Source organism: Lacticaseibacillus mingshuiensis, assembly GCF_016861785.1.
Classification (GTDB): Bacteria; Bacillota; Bacilli; order Lactobacillales; family Lactobacillaceae; genus Lacticaseibacillus; species Lacticaseibacillus mingshuiensis.
Window position 1 is genome coordinate 16,217 of the sequence record NZ_BOLS01000016.1, and the last position, 20,941, is coordinate 37,157.

Genomic DNA, 20,941 nt, shown 5'->3' on the forward strand with positions numbered 1-20,941 from the left:
TAGGATGAGTCAGTTATTTCACTATGGAAAAGAACAGGTCGGCCGCGCGCTCGTCGAGAGTGGGTGGGGCTGGCTGCCGACTGTGGGCTGGGCGCTGCTGGCGGCTGGATTGATCGGGCAACCGCGTGAGCTGGTCTGGGCAGGCAGCGGGGTGGTCGCTTGCGCTGCGCTAGGCAGTTGGTTGGTGGCACGGCGCCGTTTTCACGCCTGGGGCCTGGCCGCAACGACGCAATTGCATGGCGCGTATCTGGCGTCCTTGGCGCGGCGCGCCGAGGGCCGGACACCCGATGCAGGCACGACGCTACAACGCGATCTGACGGCGATCGATAAAGTCGCAGGGTTTTACAATGTACTCGTGCCTGCTGTTTTGGGTGTGGGGGCGAGCTGGGTTTTGTTGATGGGGCTTTCGCTGTGGCAACATAGTCTGGTCGCCACTTTGCCGATTGGCTGTTTGGTGGTGGTCGCCCTTGTGTTGCGCCTTTTGACCAGCCGGGTGAGCCGGCGCGACCGGGCGTGTCTGCATCGATTTGTGGCGCTGGGCCAACTGTTTTTGGAGACGCTGGGTGGCTTGACGACGCTGGTCAGCTATGAGGCAGGGACGCTGTTTGGCCAGCGCTTCGCGTCCCAAAGTGAGCGGTTTCGCCGCGCGACGATGCGAGTCTTGCAAACGCAGCTCGCTTCGCTGATTGCGATCAATGGGCTGGTCTATCTGACGCTTCTGCTGGCGCCGCTGGCCTTGCGGGGACCACTGGGCGGCCGGGCTGCGGCCTTTGTGACGTTGGCGACATTGATGCTCAATGGGCGACAGCTCGGCTATTTTTCCCATGGCATTAAAAGTCAGCGGCCGGCGTTGCGCGAGGTGTTTGGCCTGCTTGAGGCGGCGCCGCGGGTGACGGCGGACTTGCCGGCGCATCCCCAACAGCTCGTGATGCGTGACTGTGCCGCCGCTTTTGACGACCAGTCGTTGTTTAAAAATGTGTCGCTCACACTTGCCCCGGGTGGCTTGACTGTTTTGTGCGGCGCGAACGGCAGTGGCAAGACAACGCTGCTGAATCTGATCAATGGGTCGCGGGAGCCAGCACGCGGGGCGATTCTGCTGGATGGCCAAGACCTGGCCCAATTTTCGGCACAAAAGCGGGCGTCTGTCATCGGGACGCTGGGGCCGGCCCCGCAATTGTTCAGTGGCACGATCGCCAGCAATCTGAAGCTGGCCTGTCCGGATGACGCGCGGCGCCGGGCCTTTCTTGCAAGGTGGCAACTGCTTGCCTTCATCCGCGACCTGCCGGCTGGCTGGAACACGGTGATCGGTGAAAATGGGCGGCTGCTGTCGCCGGGTCAGCGACAGGAATTGGCGCTGGCGATGCTTCTGCTGACCGACAAGCCGGTGTATCTGCTTGATGAGATCACGACCAGCGTCGATCGGCGGACGACCAAGCATTTGCTGGACGTGGTGGGCGCGCTGAGCCGCTCGCATCTGATTCTGTGGGTCAGCCACGATCCGCTGGTCCAGGCCCATGCGTCCAAGGTCTATCAACTGGCCGGTCAGTTGGCGTTGAAGGGAGGCCGCTAATGGGGACATTTTTACTTGAATTAGTGAAGCCGCTCAGGTGGCGCTGGGTGCTGAGCGCCGGCTGCGGGCTGGTCGGAGCCTTGGCCAAAACAGCGGTGATCGTGGTGGCGGCGCAAGGTGTGATCGGCGGGCTCAGCGCGCGCGGGTGGCTGATCAGCGGCCTCGCCGTTCTAGTTGCGGCGGTGGCCAGTTACGGCGAGCAGTATTTTGGCCATGATGTCGCGTTTCGCATTTTGAAAAATTTGCGCGTTCGCGTCTTCGCTCATCTGGTCACACTTGCGCCGGCTGGCCTTGATCAGCAAGAAAGCGGGCGCTGGCTCCAGTTGATTGGCGGTGATATTGAGGCGTTGGAAGTCTTTTTCGCCCACACGCTGGGGCCGCTGGCAATCGCGGTCGGCTATACCTTGTGCCTGTGTGCCGGGTTCTTGATCGTCAGTCCCGTCGCGGCCCTGGCCGTGTTGCTGGTCGCGCTCTTGGTGGGCGCTGCGATTCCGCTGTGGCATGCAGCGCGGGTGGCGGCGCTGACGGCTGAGGCGGCCGAGGCACAGCGGGCCACGCGCCAATATGTGTTTGAGTCCAGCGAAAATCGTCAGCTGAGCGACCAACTTGGCATCACGGAAGCCCGGGCGGCGGAAACACAGACGCAACTGGCCGAGGCCGGACGGTTGCGCCAGGCGGCCGAACGTCTTCAAAATACGGACCGGTTGGCGGTGCTATTAGTGCTGACAAGCGGTTGGGCGCTGGTCGTCTGGCTACTGCCACCTGATGCAGGGGCATTGGCGCTGAGTTTTCCGTTGCTGTTTGCCCCGCAACAGGCCCTTGCCCGGCTGCCTGGGGCGCTGAGTCGCGGGCTGGATGCCGGCCGCAGCATACGCGCGCTGTTGGCTCAGACGCCGGTGCCGCATCACGAGCCGCTTGGCCAAGAGGCGCCGACCACCGCCTCAGCGGATTGGGCGATCCGCTTGGCGCATGTGTCGTTCACCTATCCAGGCGCCGAGCGTGCGGTGTTGCGCGATGTCTCCGTCACGCTCAAGGCCGGCGAGGTGGTCGGCTTTGTCGGGGCCAGTGGGTCGGGCAAAAGCACGGCGGCCAAACTCCTGATGGGCTGGTTTGCGCCAGACCTCGGTCAGCTGGTGGTCACGGAAAAAGAAGGCGCGTCCGCCTCTTTGCGGCGCATCAATTACATGCCGCAATGCCCCGTGTTTTTCCACGAAACGCTGCGCGACAATCTGACACTGAGCAGGGCGCAACCGGATGCAGTGATCGGCCAGCAGTTGGCGGCGCTGGGCCTAGCGCCATGGCTGGCGACGCTACCGGCGGGGTTGGACACCGTGATCGACCCGCACCACTTGCCATTTTCCACCGGGCAGGCGCAGCGGCTTGAACTGGCGCGGGCGCTGCTTCGGCCCAGCCAGCTCCTGATTCTTGACGAGCCGACGTCCACCCAGGATCCGGACGCGATGAGTCGCCTGCTGGCTGTGGTGCGGCGCGAGTTTCAGGGTGCGGTGCTGATCATCACGCACCGGCCGGAAACAGCGGCGCAGTGTGATCGCTTGTATCGATTCGGTGACCAGCAAGTTGCCTCAGTTTGATGATGAGACATGAAAAGACCCGGATCGCAATGGCTGCGCTTCGGGTCTTTTCGTCTTCTTTAGTAATCCGTTTTGGCATGCAGCAGCTTGAAAAACAGCCACCAGATCACGAGCCCTGATGCGGTCAACAGGCCAAACGCCAAGGCGCTGCCGGCGCTGATGATCTGGGCTTGATGCCAGCCGGGCCGGGAGATGCTGGTCATCAGAAGCGCCAGCACGGTGGTTCCCATGGCGCCGGAGACTTGCTGGCCCGTGTTATAAAGCGCGTTGGCGTCACTTTGGAGCGTCTTGGGCATTTGTTTCAAGCCATACGCCACGCTATTGGAAAACGCCATCGACCGGCCGATCGCAAAGACTAGGTAGGCCAGCGTCATGCCGACCACGCCAAGCCGCGGGCCCCAGCCGGCCATTGCACCAAGCGCGAGGGTGAACAAGGCGGCGCCGGTATACAGCGGCACCTTGCCTCCAAAGCGGTCCAGCAACCAGCCATACAGCGGCTGGCCGAGGCCGTTGAAAATACTGCCCGGCAAGAGCACCAAGCCACCGACAAACGACGACGCGGCGAACACGCCTTGCACATAATTCGGCAGGAGAAAATTAATGCCGACATTGGCGAATTGCAGCAGGATGTACGGCAAAAAGCTGAAGAGAAATGCCGGTTGGTGAAAGACGGTCAGGGAAAATAACGCGCGCGTGCTTGTTTTCGACAGCTTCGCAAAGCCGATCGCACTGGCCACCAACACCACCATCAACCCGCCAAACAGGAGCCAATTGCCGTCTCCCACTGCGGTCAGCCCGATGATCAGACTGGTGAGCGCCGCGGCCAGCAGGGCAAATCGGGCCCAATCAAACGCATACCGGCTCGTGGCCGTGTATTGCTTGATCAAGAATTGGCCACAGATCAGCAGAATCACAGCCAGGGGCAGCGTTAGCCAAAAAATCATGCGCCAGCTGGCAAATGCGGTGATGGCCCCGCCGAATGTCGGACCCAGCGCCGGGGCGATCAAAATGAGCACATTGGCCAGTCCGAGGTAGGTGCCGAGCTTGCTGCGCGGCACGACGTCCATGATGATGTTCACCATCAGCGGCGTGCAAAACCCGACGCAGCCTGCCTGTACGAGCCGACCCACCAGCAGTTGCGGAAAGATCGTCGCCGTCGCACACAGAAGATCGCCCACAATGAACAAGGCGGCGGCCCAGGTGAACAGTGTCCGATTGGTAAAACGCCGCTTCATGAATGCCGACGTCAACATCACCAGCGCCGCACATAACAGATAGCCCGAGGTCACCCATTGCACCGCAGTGAGGGAAACGTGAAAATCTTTCATCAGCGTGGGGAACGTCGTATTCATCGATGTTTCCGTGAGTACGCCAAGAAAGGACATGAGCGCCACCACGGTCACGACCACCATCGGCTTCGTCTGGGTCTTACTTGTTGCCACCACAGGTTCCTCCTTCGCGCGCTAAGCCGTGAAAAATGACTGCGCACAAAAGGCTACATTAGACTTGTTTTCAGAAAATATCAAGTGAGGCGCGTTTGTGTTTCACGTCGAAGCACTCTACAATGAGCGTATTCAATGACGGAGGTGCAAAATGGCAGAAAAATAACAGTGACACTCACACCAGAAATGGCCGCTGAACTCAAAGCGGCCTGCGCGCGCGGGGATGAATCGACCGATGTCGTGATCAGTCGCGCGCTGACGGCTTACTTTATCGAAGAACAACGCGCACGTGATTTTGCGCTGGAGGACGACTGCAACGACTGACTGGGGCGCGATGAGGCCCGCTGCACCCGCACGCCTATATGCGGGCAGCTATACCGTAGTTGGGTTTCGGTGCGTATGGCCGCGACGGCTAACTGGTCTGTGCACGTCTGGCGAGGTGCGCCAAACGCACCCAGGCCAAGTTAGCCGCACGTCCATAAGCGCGCACCGACACACCCTGAGACCTTATTTTCGCGTTGAGGGTCGCTCGTCTTATATAATGAAAACAACTTAATGGAGGTGCTGATAATGGATGTGAATGACTTTATTTACGCTGGTAAAGGTGACTTCAAGCTCAAGGACTGGGCGACCGATGTGCCAAAGGCCTACCGCGACCTCAGCCAGGCCGACATCAAGGCGTCGATCGCCAAGGATATCGCCGAGCTGGTTCAAGACCAGGCGATGCTTTATGCGCAAAATGAATACAGTTTGCTGCTGATTTTCCAAGGCATGGACGCAGCCGGCAAAGATGGCATGATCCGGCATGTGATGACCGGCATCAATCCGCAGGGCACCGAAGTTATCTCGTTCAAGCAGCCGAGCCTGGACGAGCTGGACCATGATTATCTGTGGCGCACCCGCGTGGCGTTTCCGCGCGCCGGCAACATTACCGTGTTCAACCGCTCTCATTACGAAGAGGTGCTGGTCGATCGCGTGCATCCGGAGAATTTGCTCAAGGAGCACATTCCGGGTATCCGGAGGGTCGAGGATGTGACGCAGGATCTATGGAACCGGCGCTACAAGGATTTTCGCCAGATGGAAAATTATGCGACGCGCAATGGCATCGTCGTGATGAAGTTTTTCCTGCATCTGTCCAAGGGTGAGCAGAAGAAGCGGTTCCTGGATCGCATCAATCAGCCGGATAAAAATTGGAAGTTCTCAGCGGCCGACATCAAGGAGCGCCGCTACTGGGACGACTATCAGCATGCCTACGAAGACGCGATCGCCAACACGTCGACGGCCAACGCCCCGTGGCACATCATTCCGGCGGACAACAAGTGGTTCGCGCGGTTGTTGGTGTCCAAGATGATCGACAAGCGGCTGGATGATCTGCCGCTGGCGTTCCCAACGGTCACCGCCGAGCAAAAGGCTGGCTTGCAGGCCGCATTGGAAGAATTGACGGACAAATAAGTCGCTGACTGACTAGACAAAAATAGGGCGCAAAGGATTTTTCCTCTTGCGCCCTGTTTTATCAGCATTACTCATTATCAAGCGGCGTCAGGGCCCACAGTGCGAGGTAGACCCAGAAGAACGCGCCACTGCCAAAAACAAAGACCAGCCGCACCCATAGCGGATCGATGCCTAGTCGTTGCCCGATCGCCCCACAGACGCCGGCGATCACATGATCACTTGAAGAACGACGAAATTTCATATTTACCACTCCTTTTGGTTTTAGTATAGCGAAAGGGGTGGGCAGGACGTTCCGTCTGCGGACTGAAGTTGCGTGACGATTTTGTCAGCCCAAAGCAGGGGGTGGTTCTCGGTAGACGCTTATCTTTCGATAGTAACGATTGCGTAAACGTGTTATTGTAAAGGCGACGTAAACGAAGAGGAGTGACGAAGGATGAAGATCGCAGTGATCGGCGCGACTGGCCATGCCGGCAGTGCCATTGTTCAGGAAGCGCAAAGCCGCGGCCATCAGGTGACGGCTTTGGTACGTAATGCCGCCAAAGCGCAGGAGATGTTTGACGAGCGGGTGACGATCGTAGAAAAAGATGCGTTGGCGTTGACCGCAGCTGATTTGACTGACTACGATGCGGTGGTCGATGCGTTTGCCACGCGCGCGGCCGCGTATCAGCACGTCGATCTGGCGACGCGGCTGGTGGCAGCGCTGCGCGGCAACACCACGACGACGCTGTATTTCATTCTCGGCGCCAGCTCGTTGAAGCAGGCGGATGGCAGTTATGTGATCGATGAGGTGCTGGCGAAAAATGCGGGCGCGGATTGGGTCGAAACGCCTCATCAGCAATTCCACGAGTACCAGTTTTTACAGTGGATCGACAACGTGAAGTGGACCGCAGTCTCACCGCAATTTTCCTTCGTGCCGGGGCCAAAGACGAAATATCGTATCGGCACGGATGAGTTAATGCTGGACGCGGACGGCAAATCAGTCGTGTCCACCGGCAACCTGGCAAGCGCGTTGCTCGATGAAATGGAAGACCCAGAGTTTCTGCACAAACGATTTACAGTCGTGAATGCGTAAGGAAAAGGGTGCGGAGGTCCGCGTTTATGGTGGGGCAGCTAGGTCGGCTCATGCCTTGATGACGCATTTGGCCATCGAGTGCAGGAGACGCCTAGATGTCCCCACCATGCGAGCTGGAGCCCGACTATGACAGGGTGCGGAGCGGGGCGCTCAGGTCTGAGCAGCTAGTGCGGCCTGGGCGCGTATGCGCATTTAGCCATGCGTGACCAGGTCGACTAGATGCCTCAGACCTGCCCCGCGCAGCCCGACTAGCAGGGTGCGGAGGTCCGCGGGCTGCGAACTGAGCGTCACAATAAGCAAAAAGACTGTGCAGTTGCCCACCCGCCGATCCGCGGGCTCGCAACTGCACAGTCTTTTTTTGCGCGCAATTTTTACAATAGCGCCATAAACACGAAATCCAGAATAAACAGGCCGGTGACGACCCACAGCGCCGGGTGAACTTCCTTGCGTTTGCCTGTGACCAGCTTGATCAGGCAATAGAAGATGAAGCCTGCCGCGATGCCGTATGAGATATTGTAGACCAGCGCCATCACGATGGACGCCATGAAGGCCGGGACCGCGTCGGCGAGGTCGCTCCAGTTGATCTCCTTGAAGCTGCTCATCATCATGATGCCGACGAGAATCAGCGCGGGGGCCACAGCCTGGGTCGGCACGATCGCGATCAATGGGGATAATAGCGCTGAAAGCAGGAAGCAGATCGCCGTGACCACCGCTGTCAGGCCGGTGCGCCCGCCTGCGCCGATGCCAGCCGCGCTTTCGACGAAGACGGTGATGTTCGAGGTGCCGAAGACAGAGCCAACGCCGGTCGCGATCGCATCGGCAAACAGCGCGCGGTCCATTTTCGACGAGAACCCACGACCTGTTTTCATCTGGGTCAGGTCCTCATTGGAAAAGATGCCAGTGCGGCGGCCTGTGCCGATGAACGTGCCCAGCGTGTCAAAAATATCAGAGAAGGAAAAAGCAAAAATGGTCATCACGGATAACATGATGTGATGGGCGTCGGTGAACAGACTGCCGAACCCCTTGCTGGAAAATGCGGCGCCGAATGTGGTGCCGAGCTGGCTGAAGGCTTCACCCAGCGAATTGCCGGCCGAAGCGGATAGTTGCGTGACGCCAAAGGGGATGCCGATCAACGTGGTGGCGACGATGCCGATCAAGATCGCTCCTGGGACTTTTTTTACCACGAGCACCGCCATCAGCATCAGCCCCAGCAAGGCGACGATCGCGCCGGCCTGAGTGAAGTTGACCAGTGCCGGGGTGATGCCGCCGCCGGAGATGATGGACTCGAGGCCATTTTTCACGCCATCGCCAGGTTTGAATGCCTGGCCGTTGACGGACAAGATGCTCGAGGCATCCGTCGTGAATTGCAGGAAGCCGGAATTTTTCAAGCCAATGTAGGCGACGAACACGCCGATGCCGCCGCCGATCGCGTGCTGCATCACTTCCGGAATGGCAACGATGATCAGCTTGCGGACTTTGGTCACGGTGACCAAGATGTTGATCACGCCGCACAGAAAGACCAGCGCAAGCGCCTCTTGCCAGGTGAAGCCGAGCGCCTCGACCACGGTGAAGGTGAAAAATGCGTTGAGGCCGAGGCCAGGAGCCAGCGCGTAAGGGACGTTTGCTAAGAGGCCCATGATCAACGTGCCGGTCGCGCTGGCGATGATCGTCGCCAAAAAGACAGCCTGACTCGGCATGCCGGTCAGCGCCAAGGTCGACGGGGCGACAAATAATATGTAAGACATTGCAAAAAAGGTAGTCAGCCCGGCGATCAGCTCGGTGCGTTTGGTCGTGCCATTTTCTTTCAGCTTAAAGAAGGTTTCCATGATCGATCCTTTCTGAAAAACGATTTGCTATTCAGCTTATGCGTTTGGCGCGTCAATTACAAGATGAAAAACGGTTATTTCTGAAGTTGTCATATTTAATGTTCGGGATTAATCCGTTTTCGTGGTAAAAATCTGACGACTCTGGTTGGCAGCAGCCCGTTCATTCGCGTTTTGGCTCTAGTATACTGGAACCAACGGAAAAGGGGAGAGAAAATGGAAATCTCATTGGTGCGCCATAGCATCAGTTTATCCAATGGCGCCGGGCTGATCTCAGGTGCAGGCGCGGATGTCGCGCTGTCGGACGCGGGCATCACGTATGCGGAGTTGGTGCGCGATGCCTATGATTGGCAACAGTTCGATCGCATTTATGTCAGTCCAATGAAGCGCGCCAAGCAAACGGCGGCGTTGTTGACGATGGCCCGCCAGCCGATGATCGAGGACGCCCGCCTTCAGGAAATGGATTTCGGCGATTGGGAAGGTCAACAAGCTGCTGAGCTGAAGCACGATTTTCCGGCCGCGTTTGATTACCAGGATATGTTTTCCGAAGCGATGCCGGACTTGTCGCCAAACGCCGAGACCTATGCGCATCTGCTGGCCCGCACCGCCGCGTTTCTGGCCGACGCCGAGGCCGCCACGCCAGCGGGCAAGGTCCTGGTGGTTTGCCACGGCTTTACCATTCGCGCGCTGCTTGCGAATTTGTTGCACACGGATTTTTACCACTTCGCGCCGGTCGGAAACGTTTCTCTGACACGGCTTCACCTCGATGAGCATGATGATTTTCGCGCGCGCCTCGAGCAGTTCAACAGCTTGTTAGCCTAGCACCGTCTGCCGTTCAGTTCGCTGGACGGTTTGTTTCTTGCATTCGGAAAAATGCGTGGTAAGGTTGTTTTTGTTAGCCAACTAGCAAAAAGGAGTGACCACGTTGACACAGGATTTTGGGAAAGCAATCAAACACGCATCGATCTGCATGACCACGGCCATGGACAATTACGCGAAACAATTCGGCCTGACCGGCAATCAGATGTCGATCATCGATTTTATCGGGACGCGAGAGGTGTTGCAGCGGGAGATCGAGGCGGAATTTGGCATTCAACGCTCGACGACCACGGTGACGCTTCAGCGCATGGAAAAAGCGGGGCTGATCACGCGGACTGCAGTCGCTGGCGACACCCGGCAAAAGGTGGTGCGGCTGACAAGCAAGGCCAGCCGACTGTGCGAGGCAGTCGCCGCGTATATCGGCGGCCAGCAGCAAGCCATGACCAGTGCATTTTCCGAGGCGGAGCAGGCGACTTTTTTCAAAATGCTCACGGCGTTTACCCAATTGAATCAAGGCGACGCGCATGCGTGAGGATAAATTGTCGCCGCGTGTGCTTGGCGCGATCATTGCCACGGGGCTCATGTCGTTTTGCGGGGTGATCATCGAAACGGCGATGAACATCACCTTTCCAACCTTGATGAAAGAATTTTCGGTCGGCACGGCCACGGTCCAATGGATGACCACGCTGTATTTACTGGTGGTCGCCTCGATCGTCCCGCTGTCGGCGACGCTCAAACGCCGCTTCAAGACGCGTGATCTGTTTCTTGTCGCGATCAGCTGCTTTATCCTAGGCGTTGTGCTGGATGCGGTGGCGCCAACATTTTCCGTGCTGTTGATCGGCCGGGGGATTCAAGGCGTGGGGACCGGCATCGCGTTGCCGCTGATGTTCAACATAATTTTGGATCAAGTGCCGGCGCCCATGATCGGCATGATGATGGGGGTCGGCACCTTGATCACTGGCGTTGCCCCGGCGATCGGCCCAACATTTGGCGGTCTGGTGGTCACGGTGATGAGCTGGCGCTATGTCTTCGTGTTTCTCTTGCCGCTGTTGGTGCTGGCGCTGGTGCTCGGCATGCGCTGCATTCAGCAAAAATCGCCTCTGTCCGCCGCAACGGTGGATGCGCCGAGCGTGGCCTTGATCGTGCTGGCATTTTGCGGCTTGATCTGGGGCATTGCGGAGCTCGCCAGTCGCTTCAGTTGGTTGGCTTTGGTGATCGGCGGGGTGGCCCTGGCAGTATTTTGCCTGCGGGCGCTTCGCCTCAAGCAGCCGGTCATCGACGTGCGCCTGCTGGCCAATCAGCGATTTGCGGCACACGTTGCCGTGTTCTTGCTGTATCAGATCGAAGCGTTGGGCTTGTCGTTTCTCCTGCCGAATTATCTGCAGCTGGTCAATGGCAGAACGGCACTTGAAGCGGGCCTGATCGTGCTGCCCGGGGCGGCGCTGGGCGCGGTGCTCGCCCCGCTGTCCGGGCGACTCTATGATCACGTCGGGGCAAAAATGCCACTGCTTTTAGGCAGCGTGTTGGACTTATTGTCACTCGCGGGATTTGCGACTCTTGGCAAGGCACTGACCGCTGCAGGGGTCGCGGGGCTCTATCTACTTTTCATGGCGGGCATTGGCCTGTCGATGGGCAATGTCATGACGGATGGCCTTCATCAATTGGCGCCGGCCCAGCAGCCGGATGGCAATGCGATCTTCAACACCCTCCAGCAATTCGGCGCGGCACTGGGGACGAGCCTGGCCGCCGCGCTGGTGGCAGCGGGGCAGGCCGGGACCACGAGTCGGGTGGTCGGCACCGCAGTTGGCTCGCAGCACGCATTTTTCCTACTGGCTTGTGGCAGCGTCTTCGCCCTTGTGATCTTGATGGCCCTTTTTCGCGGAACCAAGGCCGAGGCGGCATCGAGATAAAAAGTTTGTCCGCCGGCTTGAAAAACTGGTATCCTGTTCTCATTAACTGGCGCGAACAAAGTCTGTCGCGCACGGCAGGAGGCATTTTGATGTTATTCAAGCAAATGGTCGACTCGCCACTTGGTGAGATCACCTTGCTCAGCGATGAAAATGATCTGCGCGGGCTGTGGTTTACGGATCAACAAAATTTTGGCGCGCAGTATGACCTGCAGGCGGCTGAGACCGCGAGCAGCGAGCCAATTTTGGCGGCGGAGACCTGGCTGACGGGTTATTTTGCTGGCGAGCGGCCGGATCCAACGCTGGTGCCGCTTGCCCCTGAAGTTACCCCGTACCGGTTATTGGTGCTGCATGAATTGCGGCGCATTCCATATGGGACCGTGGTAACGTATCAGACATTGGCCCAGCGCGTGGCCGCCGCGACGCATCGCCTGAATGTTTCTCCACGCGCGATCGGCGGGGCGGTCGGCCATAACCCGATCAGTCTGCTGATTCCGTGCCACCGGGTCGTCGGTGCGACCGGCGATCTCACCGGTTACGCAGGCGGGCTGGCGCGCAAACAGGCGCTGCTTGAACTGGAAGGCGTCACCCTGTCGGCGAGTCGGCAGAAAGTGGCGTTTGCGTAAACCAGCAATAAAAGACATTTGATGAGACATATCGAGAACCGGTTTTGGCCGGTGCTGGATATGTCTTTTTTGTCGCCTCACGATGAAAATGGCCAACAGAAGATTTTTGCAGTCGCCGATGATCGTCTCTGTTTCTGTTAGTGAAGGTGGTGTATCACACCTCGAATGAGATTCTTTTGTTGTGTCATATATATTCTGGCTAGCTCTGTGATGGCGCTTTATCCCTTGTGATAACGCGGCTCGAGCACCGAGGCAACACAACAAAAAATCGGCACCGATTCAAAATGACACGAATCAGCTCCGAAGTAACCGGCCAGATATAGTGATACCAAGAGGTGAGCTCATATGAAAAAATATATCCTTCAATTCTGGAAGCAAAACTTGTTCTTGATCTTGTTGATCGTCGTTTCGACATTAAGCCAGACCATCAACGTGGTTTTGGCGGCGAACGCGCTGACCGCTTTGGTGAAGTTCGATCTGCGCGGGTTTGTTCAGTGGTATCTGGTATCGATCGCGCTGTGGGGCCTTTATCTTGTCCTAACGTATCTTCAGATTGTTTATCAGGAACGGCTGATTCAAACCACCGCAACGGCAATTCGAAGTGACCTCGGCGAGGCCATATCCAAGCTGAATTACGCTGGGTTCCATCAGAACAACAATCAGAACTATGCGGCATGGATGACCAACGACATTGGGCTCATCGAGAATACTGGTCTCTACAATTTATACAGCCTCGTTCAAGTCTTCTTCGCCGCGCTGTTTTCAGCGATTGCCCTGATCAGTTACCATTACACCCTTGTATTGACCGCATTTGTGTTCGCCGCAATCATCATCTACGTGCCAAATCTCTTGACGAAAGCCGTCGCGGAAAAAACGGCCAACGTTTCCAACCAGAATTCGGCATTACTGACAACGATTACTGATGTCGTCAACGCATTCGACACGTTATTCTCAGCTAATCGACTGCCTTTGATTCACAGTCGCATCACCACGGCATCCCGAGTTTATGGGGATAGCAAGGTCGCAGTGGCCAAAGCGCAGGGACGTGTTGCTGTTTTGGCCGGTGCTGTGAACGTAATCGCACAACTTGGCATCGCAATAGAAACCGGGGTATTGATCGCCATGAAGTGGTTGCCGATCGGCGCAATCAGCGCAACGGGTGGTCTGGCCAGCACGATTTTCAATAGTCTGGGTACCTTCAGTAATAGCTGGGTCACGGTTCGTTCGATTCAACCGATCTTTGACAAGTTTCAAACACTCATCGATCTCGCGGACGATCAGGCTCAGGAAGATGGTGTTAAGAATCAGCAACCGACTCCTGGCACGCTGAAATTGGCGCACATCAACTATTGGTACGGTGAACGTGAAGTGTTGCGTGATCTGTCTGTCAATTTCAATCTGAATGGCAAGTACGCCTTGGTCGGACCGAGTGGCAGCGGGAAGTCGACACTACTTGAGATTCTGGATGGTCGCCTAACCCCGGCCAAAGGGGAGTACACGATTGGTGAATCGAGGGTGTCTGCCTTGTCCTCAAAGGCGCTTCACGACATGTTGATCTACATTGACCAGACGCCGCATCTTTTCAACGATACATTGCGGTTTAACCTCACTTTGGGACGTTCTGTTGAGCAGGCTGAGCTGGACCGCGTGCTTTCGCAAGTGGGGCTGGATGAACTGTTGAAGAAGTTACCAGACGGATTAGAGACTGTCCTTGATACTGATGGTACCGACCTGTCAGGTGGTGAGCGTCAACGTATCGCTCTGGCCAGAGGTACCTTCGCCAAGGTACAAATCATGTTGCTTGATGAGAGCACCTCAGCCCTGGATAAGCAGTCCAACGCCGCCATCGAAAAAGTACTGCTTGAGTTGCCAAATACCACGGTGATTCTTGTGACGCATCATCTGACCGATGAGCTTGCAGGCCACCTCGATCAGGTCTTTGACATCGAGCACCTCAACGGACCACTTCCCGAGCTCGATGTACCCCTTCATTTCTCGGTAATGCCCGCGCCGAGCATCTGAAACACACTAGATTTCTGTGGATTTTGTCAGATTTCGCCAGATTCCGATCATTTGGGTAGACTGATCCCCGAGTTGAAGCCACTCGAGGACATGCAGATATTCTTTGAAATCGGCAATGCCGCCTGCCTGATCACCGCTGAGATAGCGATGGATAGCAGAGAGATACCGATAGGCTAGGTTTGCGTGGGTATAGCCGCTCATGAGCGGACTATTGGACAATTCGATCAGCATCGCGTCGGCGGCGTCCAAATAATGCGCCTGTAATAATCTTATCATGACATTTTCAGCAATCTCGCTGACTAGTTGCTCATTTAAATTTGCCCGAAGAAAATGTTCAACGCTCTTGAAGATAGTTTTGGCATATCGAGTAAGTAACTCTAAGGGAAGGATACCGACCGACAGGCTCAAGAGGTTTAAATCGTAGTAGAGCCAATCATCGATACCAAATAAGTAATCGCTGACCCGCTGGACTTCCTCTGGTGTGACAGGTTCCTTCGTCACATAGAAACGAGCGGCTTTGATTGCTATCAAGTCGAGCTGATCGTACGGGTCAGCTGAAGTTTTGACAACTTCCTGCTGCTTTTCCACCATTCGTTGAAGCTGATAACTGTCTCGTGAGTTGATATAGTCGACCAAATGTGAGAACAATACGTCGTCTTTTCCCCACGACATGTTGTTCGCTTGTAGCAGATACTCTGTCGCCGAGACGTTGATTCGTTCTAGGAGCGGCAACAGGTTTTCAATGGAGATTGAGGTATCACCACGTTCAAACTTCGACAAAAATGACTTTGTCACAATATTCGCCGATGCAGCTTCTAGGCTGAGATTGCGACTCGTCCGCAGTTCATGAAAAGCAGGACCATACCCAATAAACGACATCTTTACCAACTCCTTTATTAATATCGGAAAAATTTTCTGAGAGGTGATCAGTGGTATCAGCTATACGGACCCCTCGGTCGAAAGTAATCTGATTTGCACGCGTCAACAGGGGGCAATCCGCATTGCGAGGGTGATAACATTTTTCATTGAAACCCGACATGATAACTCCTACACTCAAGTTAATCATGCCTGAGGAGGTCACCCATGTCCATCACATTCACCCTTGCGACCCACGCCGATCTTGCGCGCGTCGTTGAGATCTATAACGAGATCATCCCCAGTCGCCTCGCGACAGCCGACCTAACGCCAGTCACTGTGGCGTCCCGTGAGGCTTGGTTTGCCGCCTTTGACCCGGCAACGCGGCCGCTGTGGCTAATGAAGGATGGCGGGACTACAGCTGGTTGGGTGGGGCTTGAATCCTTTTATGGCCGGCCAGCCTATCAACGCACCTGCGAGATCAGCATCTATATCGATGCGGCGTATCGACATCAAGGCCTTGGCCAGCAGGCACTCGATCATGTTGCAAGTCAGCTACCAGTGCTGAATGTCGACACGTTGCTCGCGTATATTTTCAGCCACAACGCGCCGAGCCTAGGCTTATTCACGAAAAATGGGTTTGCGCGCTGGGCCCATCTGCCTGAGATTGCTGATCTGGATGGCCGCGCCGCCAGTTTGGATATCATGGGCCGCCATTATCGTAACTAAAAATATCGCCAGTCCTCGCAAAAGGCTGGCGATATTTTCTTTGTCAGGGCGCGGAGATCCGCGTTTGTGATTGGGCAGCTGGGTTGGCGCATGCGCTTATGGCGTATTGTGCCATCGAATGCATGAGACACCTAAAAGTCCCAATCATGCGGACCGAAGCCTAACTATCTAGACTAGCACCTACAGCAGGTGAATTCCCGCGGCTGCGCATTCGTCGCGCATCGCTTGCGGCCAGACACTGGCCTGGACTTCGCCGACATGGGCCTTGCCCAGCAGCAACATGCACAGCCGCGATTGACCGATGCCGCCGCCAATGGTGTAGGGCAGTTCGCCGGCCAACAGGGAGCGGTGATACGGCAGGGTGAGGCGGTCCTCGGCGTCGGCTTCTTTCAGCTGGCGGCGCAGGGCGGCTTCATCTACGCGCACGCCCATGCTGGAGATCTCGAGACTGCAGTTGAGTGGTTCATACCAAAACAGGATGTCACCATTCAATGTCCAGTCGTCGTAATCGGGGGCGCGGCCATCGTGGCGTTTACCGGACTTCATCAAGCCACCGATCTGCTCGAGAAAGACGCATCCGAATTCCTGGCAGATCGCATCTTCGCGCTGTTTCGGTGTTTTTTCAGGCCAGCGGTCTTCCAGCTCCTGGGTGGTGACGAAGTGGATGTCGTGCGGCAAATGGTGCACAGCGGTCGGGTACTTGTACCAGACTTCATCTTCCATGTGCTTGATCACCTTGAAAATCGTGCGCACGGTGTTTTCCAGCGTTTCGCGGGTTCGCTCGGACTTGGCGATCACCTTTTCCCAGTCCCACTGGTCGACGTAGATCGAATGGAAGTTGTCGAGGTCTTCGTCCTTGCGAATGGCGTTCATGTTCGTGTACAGGCCTTCGTGCAGGCCAAAGCCGTAGCGACTCAGCGCCACGCGTTTCCACTTAGCCAGCGAATGGACGATCTCGATGGTCTGGTCGGGCAGGTCGGCCATCTGAAAAGACACCGGGGTCTCCACACCATTCAAGTTGTCGTTGAGGCCGGTCGCTCGTTCCACGAACATCGGCGCGGACAGGCGAGACAGATTCATTTCTTTGCCAAATTCATCCTGGAACGTTTCGCGGATGTAGCGAATCGCTTCCTGTGTTTCGCGGACGGTCAAATGTGGGTCATAGGCAGTGGGTTTGATCAAATGCATGTTTTTTCTCCTTGATGAGACAAAAAAAGTCTTTCGCCCCAAATTATTACGGGACGAAAGACTTTTTTCGCGGTACCACCCATCTTGCCTGCACCTGCAGACCACCTCAACACACGTGTTCATGTGCTTGCAGCGTAACGGGCCGCATGCGGCTGTGCCTACTTTGACTGAGTCATTTGGGGCAGCGCCTGGCAAAAGGGTTATTCACCAAGGCTGCGTCTCGCGTTTCCACTGATCGCGAGTCACTGAGTCGCAGGGGACTTGGTTACTGGTCTTTCTTCTGGCTTTGTTTTTTAACTTGCCGCTAGTCTAGCACGCCTGGGGAAAAATGGAAAGTGAAAGATTCAGTCATGCGTTTTCTGCGGACTGGCAGGATGCGGCGCCCCTGTGATCTCGTGTTCGACGTGGCCCAGCATGGCATCCATGATCTCGATGATATGCGGGTCGGATAGCGTGTAGTAGACATGCAGGCCGACCTTGCGCCGCGCAACCAGCTGATAATCAAACAGCAGGGCTAGTTGGTGGGAAACGACCGGTTGATCCAGGTGCAAGGTGGCCACCAATGTCGAGACATCACACGCTGTTTGTTCCAAGGCATACAGCAGGCGGATGCGGCCGGGATTGCTTAGCACGTGAAAAATGCGGGCCGCTTCCCCGATCAAGGCTTCGTTCACTTCTGACATAGCCGTCTCCTTTCGCTAAAGCAGCGCGAGCAGGTGCGTGATCAACCCACTGTCCCAAAACACCCACAGGCCAACTGCGACATAGCAGAGGCGCATCAGTCGCTCGCCGTGCGCGGACATGACGCGCGTCACTGCGGGAATCTGGCCGATCGCACGGACCAGCAAGGTGACCAGCAGCGTCAGACTCCCGAGAAAGAGCAACGCGATAAGAAAATGAGGCCAGCTTTGCCCCGCCAAGACGGGTAGGAAGATGGCGAGATTGCACCCGGCACAGACGGACAGATAGGTGGTCATCACGGTCCATAGCCCGCCGGCGGTTGCGGTGGGGGCGTCATCATCGTCTTTTCGAAAGGCCAGCCAAAGCGGTAACACACCGAGGACGCCAAGCGCCCATTCCGGAAGAATTGCGGCCAGCGCCTTGCCGATGCCAAAACTCAGCGTCAAGAGCAGCCACACGCCAAGCAGGTAGCCGAGTAGCACCTGACGCAGGGAATAGCGCTTCAGCAAAAACAGCAAGATGAAAAAGAAATCCAAGTTGACCGATAGAAACGTCAACGCTAGTAACCCGAAGTTCATCGAAAGCCCTCTTTCTCTGTCGGGGCTAGTATATGCGCTTTTAGACATATATACAAGAAGAGGGCCACGGCGCCGCTTTGCGGAAGGTGTCATGGCCCGTTCTTGGCGGGGCGTGTTAGAGTTTGCCAGCCTTTTGCAAGGAGTCCACCGCGGCTAAGATGGCTGCCTGATTGCTGCGTGGCTGCCAGTTCAGCACGGTTTTGGCATGCTGGTTGGCGATCTTGGGCTGGATGCGGAGAAACAGCGCGCCTTCCTTGGCCTGCTGGTTGAAGTGGCCGGCCGCCCGAATCAGCCAGGCGGGCAGGACCCATTTCGAGAGACGCTTGGCCAGTGCCGGCCGGCTCTCGCGAATGACCGCCGCCATTTGTGGCATCGTGATCGCCTCGTCCGTCACCGCGATAAACCGCGAGCCGATCGCCGCGTCATTTTGCAGCGCTTTGACATGCAGGTCGGCGACGTCGCGGACGTCCACCAGGTGCATCGGCACGTTTGGAATCAGCGGCGTGTCGAAGAGGTTGGCGACGATGCCGAAGCTGTCCGACACGTGATCATCGAGACTTGGGCCCAGCATGGCGCCGGGATTGATAGTGGTCAGGTGCAGGCGGCCGCCGCTTGTTTTGGCAAAATTCCACGCGGCTTGCTCGGCGATCAGCTTCGACCGCTCATACGCCGACAGCCCGATCTGTTCAGGGGCGGTCCAATCGGCTTCGGTGGTTGGGCGGCTGCGGTCGAATTGCGAAAAGGCCACGGCGCCAAGATTGGCGGTCATGATCACCCGGTAGATGCCTGCGCGATCGGCCGCCTTCAAAAGTCGCAATGTGCCGTCCGTTGCGGCGGTAGTCATCGTCGTGGTGGCTGTTTCGCCATTTACGAAGACCGGCGCTGCCACACTCATCACCGCATCGATGCCGCGCATGGCGTCCTCCCAGCCGGCGTCTTGGGTGAGGTCTATAGCGACGAAGCTCAGGCGGTCCAAATGGGGGATGTGGTTGGCGGCCAGCGTTGCCTGAACCGCTGCGGCCTTGCCGAGGTCGCGCACGGTGCCGCGAACCGCATACTCATTTTTCAAAAGGGCCGCGATCACGTGCTTGGCCAAAAAGCCGGTCGCGCCGGTCACTAATATCGTCTCTGTCATTGAATTGTGCTCCTTGTCTGTTATGATGGTCAGCATAGACCTTAGAGCATACTCTAAGGCAACCCTAAGGAGGAAAAAAGTTTGCCTTATTCGATCAAAGCGGCCGCCGCGCGCTGTGGCCTCAGTGAATATACGCTTCGCTATTATGATAAGGCGGGGCTGTTGCCGTTTGTCGCGCGCGACGCCAGTGGGTACCGCGCCTTCACGGACGGGGACATGGCCTTGCTGCACACGATCATCTGTCTGAAAAACACCGGGATGCGCATTGACGACATCCGCACCTATATCCAATATGTGATGGCGGGCTCCAGTACGGTCGCCGAGCGCCGGGCGTTGCTTCAAAAGCATCGGGAGGCGGTGGCCGCCAAGCAACGCGCCATCGCGGAAAACCTCAAAGAGATCGACTACAAGCTCGCCTTGTACGAAGATCCGCAGGCCGCGCAGTTGGTGGCCCGTGAGCTTGCGGCCGCTTCGCAGGATAAACAGGCGGCCAATTTGCCGGATGCCTTTGCCGGGATTCACTGAGCGTTGTAGCCAGATTCGTGCGCTGGGATTCGTTGGGCTTTACAACTAGATGTGGTGGTCGAGATTTACATACCACAATATCAAGTGGATACAAGTCTTTATTTTCAATTTTGCTTGTTGCATACTAGCTTCTAGTCGCTGCCTCGGCAGCAAATTAGTTAGGAGCGGTTAGGATGCAATCTTCACAAAATTTTTTTTTCCTGGTTAGCCAATCAATTGAAGGGCTGGCCGCAACAGAACTACTATCTCTTTTGGTTTGCGTTTGGCTGTCAGCTGATGACGCTGGTGGCCGCGCCGCTCACCCCAGTTTCGGTGATCACGTTCATCGGCACAACGCTGGGCGTTTTATGTGTGCTCGCGATCAATGCCACCAAGGCCGTGAATGGCTGGCTTGGATTGGTCTCGGCCGCCTGCTTTGTTTTCGTCGGTTTCACTGCCCGCAATTATCTGTCGATTTTTGAACAGCTCGCGTACGTCATCACGCTGGATCTGCCCGTTTTGATCTCGGTTCGCAGCTGGAACGATGACACGCACAATCATCTGCGCACCTTTGCGGCCAAGCAGTGGGTGCTGTCGATCGGCTTTACGTTGATCGTCTGGGCCCTGTCCGCCTTTTTGATCGGCACCTTGACCAGCGACCCTCGTCCGGTTTACGATGGGATGGCTTTTGCGATCTCGCTGACTGGCGGCATCGTTTGCTTCTTGCGCTACAACAACCAATATTTCTGGTGGCTCGCGTCCGGCATCGCCCAGCTGATTCTTTGGGGCATCACCTATGCACAAGGCGACGCAAGCCTTGGCATGGCGATCAATTCCAGTATTTATGTCATCAACGACATTCTGGCATTCACCGTCAGCCCGTGGTTCAATGCTGGCCGCAAGCGCATGGGGCTGAAATCTATTCACTGAGCGAAGAGGGAAAACA

Annotated in this window: 20 protein-coding genes and 1 pseudogene; 13 read left to right on the forward strand and 8 right to left on the reverse strand. The window is 56.7% G+C overall.

All coding sequences use genetic code 11. The features are described from left to right. Positions 1–4: 4 nt before the first annotated feature. Together JUE67_RS09980 and JUE67_RS09985 are read left to right on the forward strand one after the other, a co-directional pair. On the forward strand, positions 5–1,570 hold the full coding sequence (locus tag JUE67_RS09980) for an ATP-binding cassette domain-containing protein (protein WP_203628190.1): 1,566 nt from the start codon (positions 5–7) through the stop codon (positions 1,568–1,570). After that, the gene (locus JUE67_RS09985) at positions 1,570–3,162 is read left to right on the forward strand and encodes an amino acid ABC transporter ATP-binding/permease protein (RefSeq protein ID WP_203628191.1); all 1,593 of its coding nucleotides are present in this window, start codon (positions 1,570–1,572) and stop codon (positions 3,160–3,162) included. Before JUE67_RS09980 ends, JUE67_RS09985 begins: the two co-directional genes overlap by 1 nt. A gap of 59 nt (positions 3,163–3,221) precedes the next feature. On the opposite strand, the gene JUE67_RS09990 is transcribed toward JUE67_RS09985, so the two are convergent. Further along, positions 3,222–4,574, reverse strand: coding sequence for an MFS transporter (locus JUE67_RS09990; protein WP_203628231.1), 1,353 nt, complete (start codon positions 4,572–4,574; stop codon positions 3,222–3,224). Positions 4,575–4,739: 165 nt separating this feature from the next. Here JUE67_RS09990 and JUE67_RS09995 point away from each other — a divergent pair, with 165 nt between their 5' ends. Both JUE67_RS09995 and JUE67_RS10000 read left to right on the forward strand, forming a co-directional pair. Beyond that, on the forward strand, positions 4,740–4,928 hold the full coding sequence (locus JUE67_RS09995; protein ID WP_203628192.1) for a hypothetical protein: 189 nt from the start codon (positions 4,740–4,742) through the stop codon (positions 4,926–4,928). A 246-nt stretch (positions 4,929–5,174) separates the two neighbouring features. Continuing rightward, positions 5,175–6,056, forward strand: coding sequence for a PPK2 family polyphosphate kinase (locus JUE67_RS10000; protein ID WP_203628193.1), 882 nt, complete (start codon positions 5,175–5,177; stop codon positions 6,054–6,056). Positions 6,057–6,123: 67 nt separating this feature from the next. On the opposite strand, the gene JUE67_RS10005 is transcribed toward JUE67_RS10000, so the two are convergent. Then, entirely contained in the window at positions 6,124–6,297 is a 174-nt protein-coding gene (locus JUE67_RS10005; protein ID WP_125697885.1) for a PspC domain-containing protein, read from the reverse strand. A gap of 192 nt (positions 6,298–6,489) precedes the next feature. Between JUE67_RS10005 and JUE67_RS10010 the strand changes: the two genes are divergently transcribed. Continuing rightward, positions 6,490–7,128 (forward strand): NAD(P)H-binding protein, encoded by a 639-nt coding sequence (locus JUE67_RS10010; RefSeq protein WP_203628194.1) that lies wholly within the window; start codon positions 6,490–6,492, stop codon positions 7,126–7,128. Between the two features lie 371 nt (positions 7,129–7,499). Here the strand turns inward: JUE67_RS10010 and JUE67_RS10015 are convergent, their stop codons facing one another. Beyond that, complete coding sequence (locus JUE67_RS10015; RefSeq protein WP_203628195.1) at positions 7,500–8,954, reverse strand: NCS2 family permease; 1,455 nt, start codon at positions 8,952–8,954, stop codon at positions 7,500–7,502. Between the two features lie 213 nt (positions 8,955–9,167). Here JUE67_RS10015 and JUE67_RS10020 point away from each other — a divergent pair, with 213 nt between their 5' ends. The 5 genes from JUE67_RS10020 (at position 9,168) to JUE67_RS10040 (ending at position 14,325) form a co-directional block, all read left to right on the forward strand. Then, a complete protein-coding gene (locus JUE67_RS10020; RefSeq protein WP_203628196.1) occupies positions 9,168–9,773 on the forward strand; it encodes a histidine phosphatase family protein in 606 nt (201 codons plus the stop codon). Positions 9,774–9,876: 103 nt separating this feature from the next. Further along, complete coding sequence (locus JUE67_RS10025; protein ID WP_203628197.1) at positions 9,877–10,302, forward strand: MarR family winged helix-turn-helix transcriptional regulator; 426 nt, start codon at positions 9,877–9,879, stop codon at positions 10,300–10,302. Further along, the gene (locus JUE67_RS10030; protein ID WP_203628198.1) at positions 10,295–11,680 is read left to right on the forward strand and encodes an MFS transporter; all 1,386 of its coding nucleotides are present in this window, start codon (positions 10,295–10,297) and stop codon (positions 11,678–11,680) included. The genes JUE67_RS10025 and JUE67_RS10030 overlap by 8 nt, the downstream gene beginning before the upstream one ends. 89 nt (positions 11,681–11,769) lie before the next feature. Further along, positions 11,770–12,303 carry a methylated-DNA--[protein]-cysteine S-methyltransferase gene (locus tag JUE67_RS10035; RefSeq protein WP_125697874.1) on the forward strand — a complete coding sequence of 178 codons (534 nt, stop codon included), beginning with the start codon at positions 11,770–11,772 and terminating at the stop codon, positions 12,301–12,303. 345 nt (positions 12,304–12,648) lie between these two features. Beyond that, the gene (locus tag JUE67_RS10040; RefSeq protein ID WP_203628199.1) at positions 12,649–14,325 is read left to right on the forward strand and encodes an ATP-binding cassette domain-containing protein; all 1,677 of its coding nucleotides are present in this window, start codon (positions 12,649–12,651) and stop codon (positions 14,323–14,325) included. Between the two features lie 6 nt (positions 14,326–14,331). Here JUE67_RS10040 and JUE67_RS10045 read toward each other — a convergent pair whose 3' ends face one another. Beyond that, complete coding sequence (locus tag JUE67_RS10045; RefSeq protein WP_203628200.1) at positions 14,332–15,204, reverse strand: Rgg/GadR/MutR family transcriptional regulator; 873 nt, start codon at positions 15,202–15,204, stop codon at positions 14,332–14,334. Positions 15,205–15,408: 204 nt separating this feature from the next. Between JUE67_RS10045 and JUE67_RS10050 the strand changes: the two genes are divergently transcribed. Next, complete coding sequence (locus JUE67_RS10050) at positions 15,409–15,909, forward strand: GNAT family N-acetyltransferase (RefSeq protein WP_203628201.1); 501 nt, start codon at positions 15,409–15,411, stop codon at positions 15,907–15,909. A 180-nt stretch (positions 15,910–16,089) separates the two neighbouring features. Here the strand turns inward: JUE67_RS10050 and asnA are convergent, their stop codons facing one another. From asnA to JUE67_RS10070, 4 genes are all read right to left on the reverse strand, one after another. Then, positions 16,090–17,097 carry an aspartate--ammonia ligase gene (asnA, locus tag JUE67_RS10055; RefSeq protein ID WP_203628202.1) on the reverse strand — a complete coding sequence of 336 codons (1,008 nt, stop codon included), beginning with the start codon at positions 17,095–17,097 and terminating at the stop codon, positions 16,090–16,092. Between the two features lie 344 nt (positions 17,098–17,441). Beyond that, positions 17,442–17,780 carry an ArsR/SmtB family transcription factor gene (locus tag JUE67_RS10060; RefSeq protein ID WP_203628203.1) on the reverse strand — a complete coding sequence of 113 codons (339 nt, stop codon included), beginning with the start codon at positions 17,778–17,780 and terminating at the stop codon, positions 17,442–17,444. Between the two features lie 15 nt (positions 17,781–17,795). Further along, positions 17,796–18,356: a cadmium resistance transporter gene (locus JUE67_RS10065; protein ID WP_203628204.1), complete on the reverse strand. Its 561-nt coding sequence runs from the start codon at positions 18,354–18,356 to the stop codon at positions 17,796–17,798. 115 nt (positions 18,357–18,471) lie between these two features. Further along, the gene (locus JUE67_RS10070) at positions 18,472–19,491 is read right to left on the reverse strand and encodes an NAD-dependent epimerase/dehydratase family protein (RefSeq protein ID WP_203628205.1); all 1,020 of its coding nucleotides are present in this window, start codon (positions 19,489–19,491) and stop codon (positions 18,472–18,474) included. Positions 19,492–19,572: 81 nt separating this feature from the next. Between JUE67_RS10070 and JUE67_RS10075 the strand changes: the two genes are divergently transcribed. Beyond that, positions 19,573–20,016, forward strand: a complete 444-nt coding sequence (locus tag JUE67_RS10075; protein ID WP_203628206.1) for a MerR family transcriptional regulator — start codon at positions 19,573–19,575, stop codon at positions 20,014–20,016. 173 nt (positions 20,017–20,189) lie between these two features. Further along, a pseudogene (pnuC, locus tag JUE67_RS10080) lies at positions 20,190–20,925 on the forward strand (nicotinamide riboside transporter PnuC). Positions 20,926–20,941 lie beyond the last annotated feature (16 nt).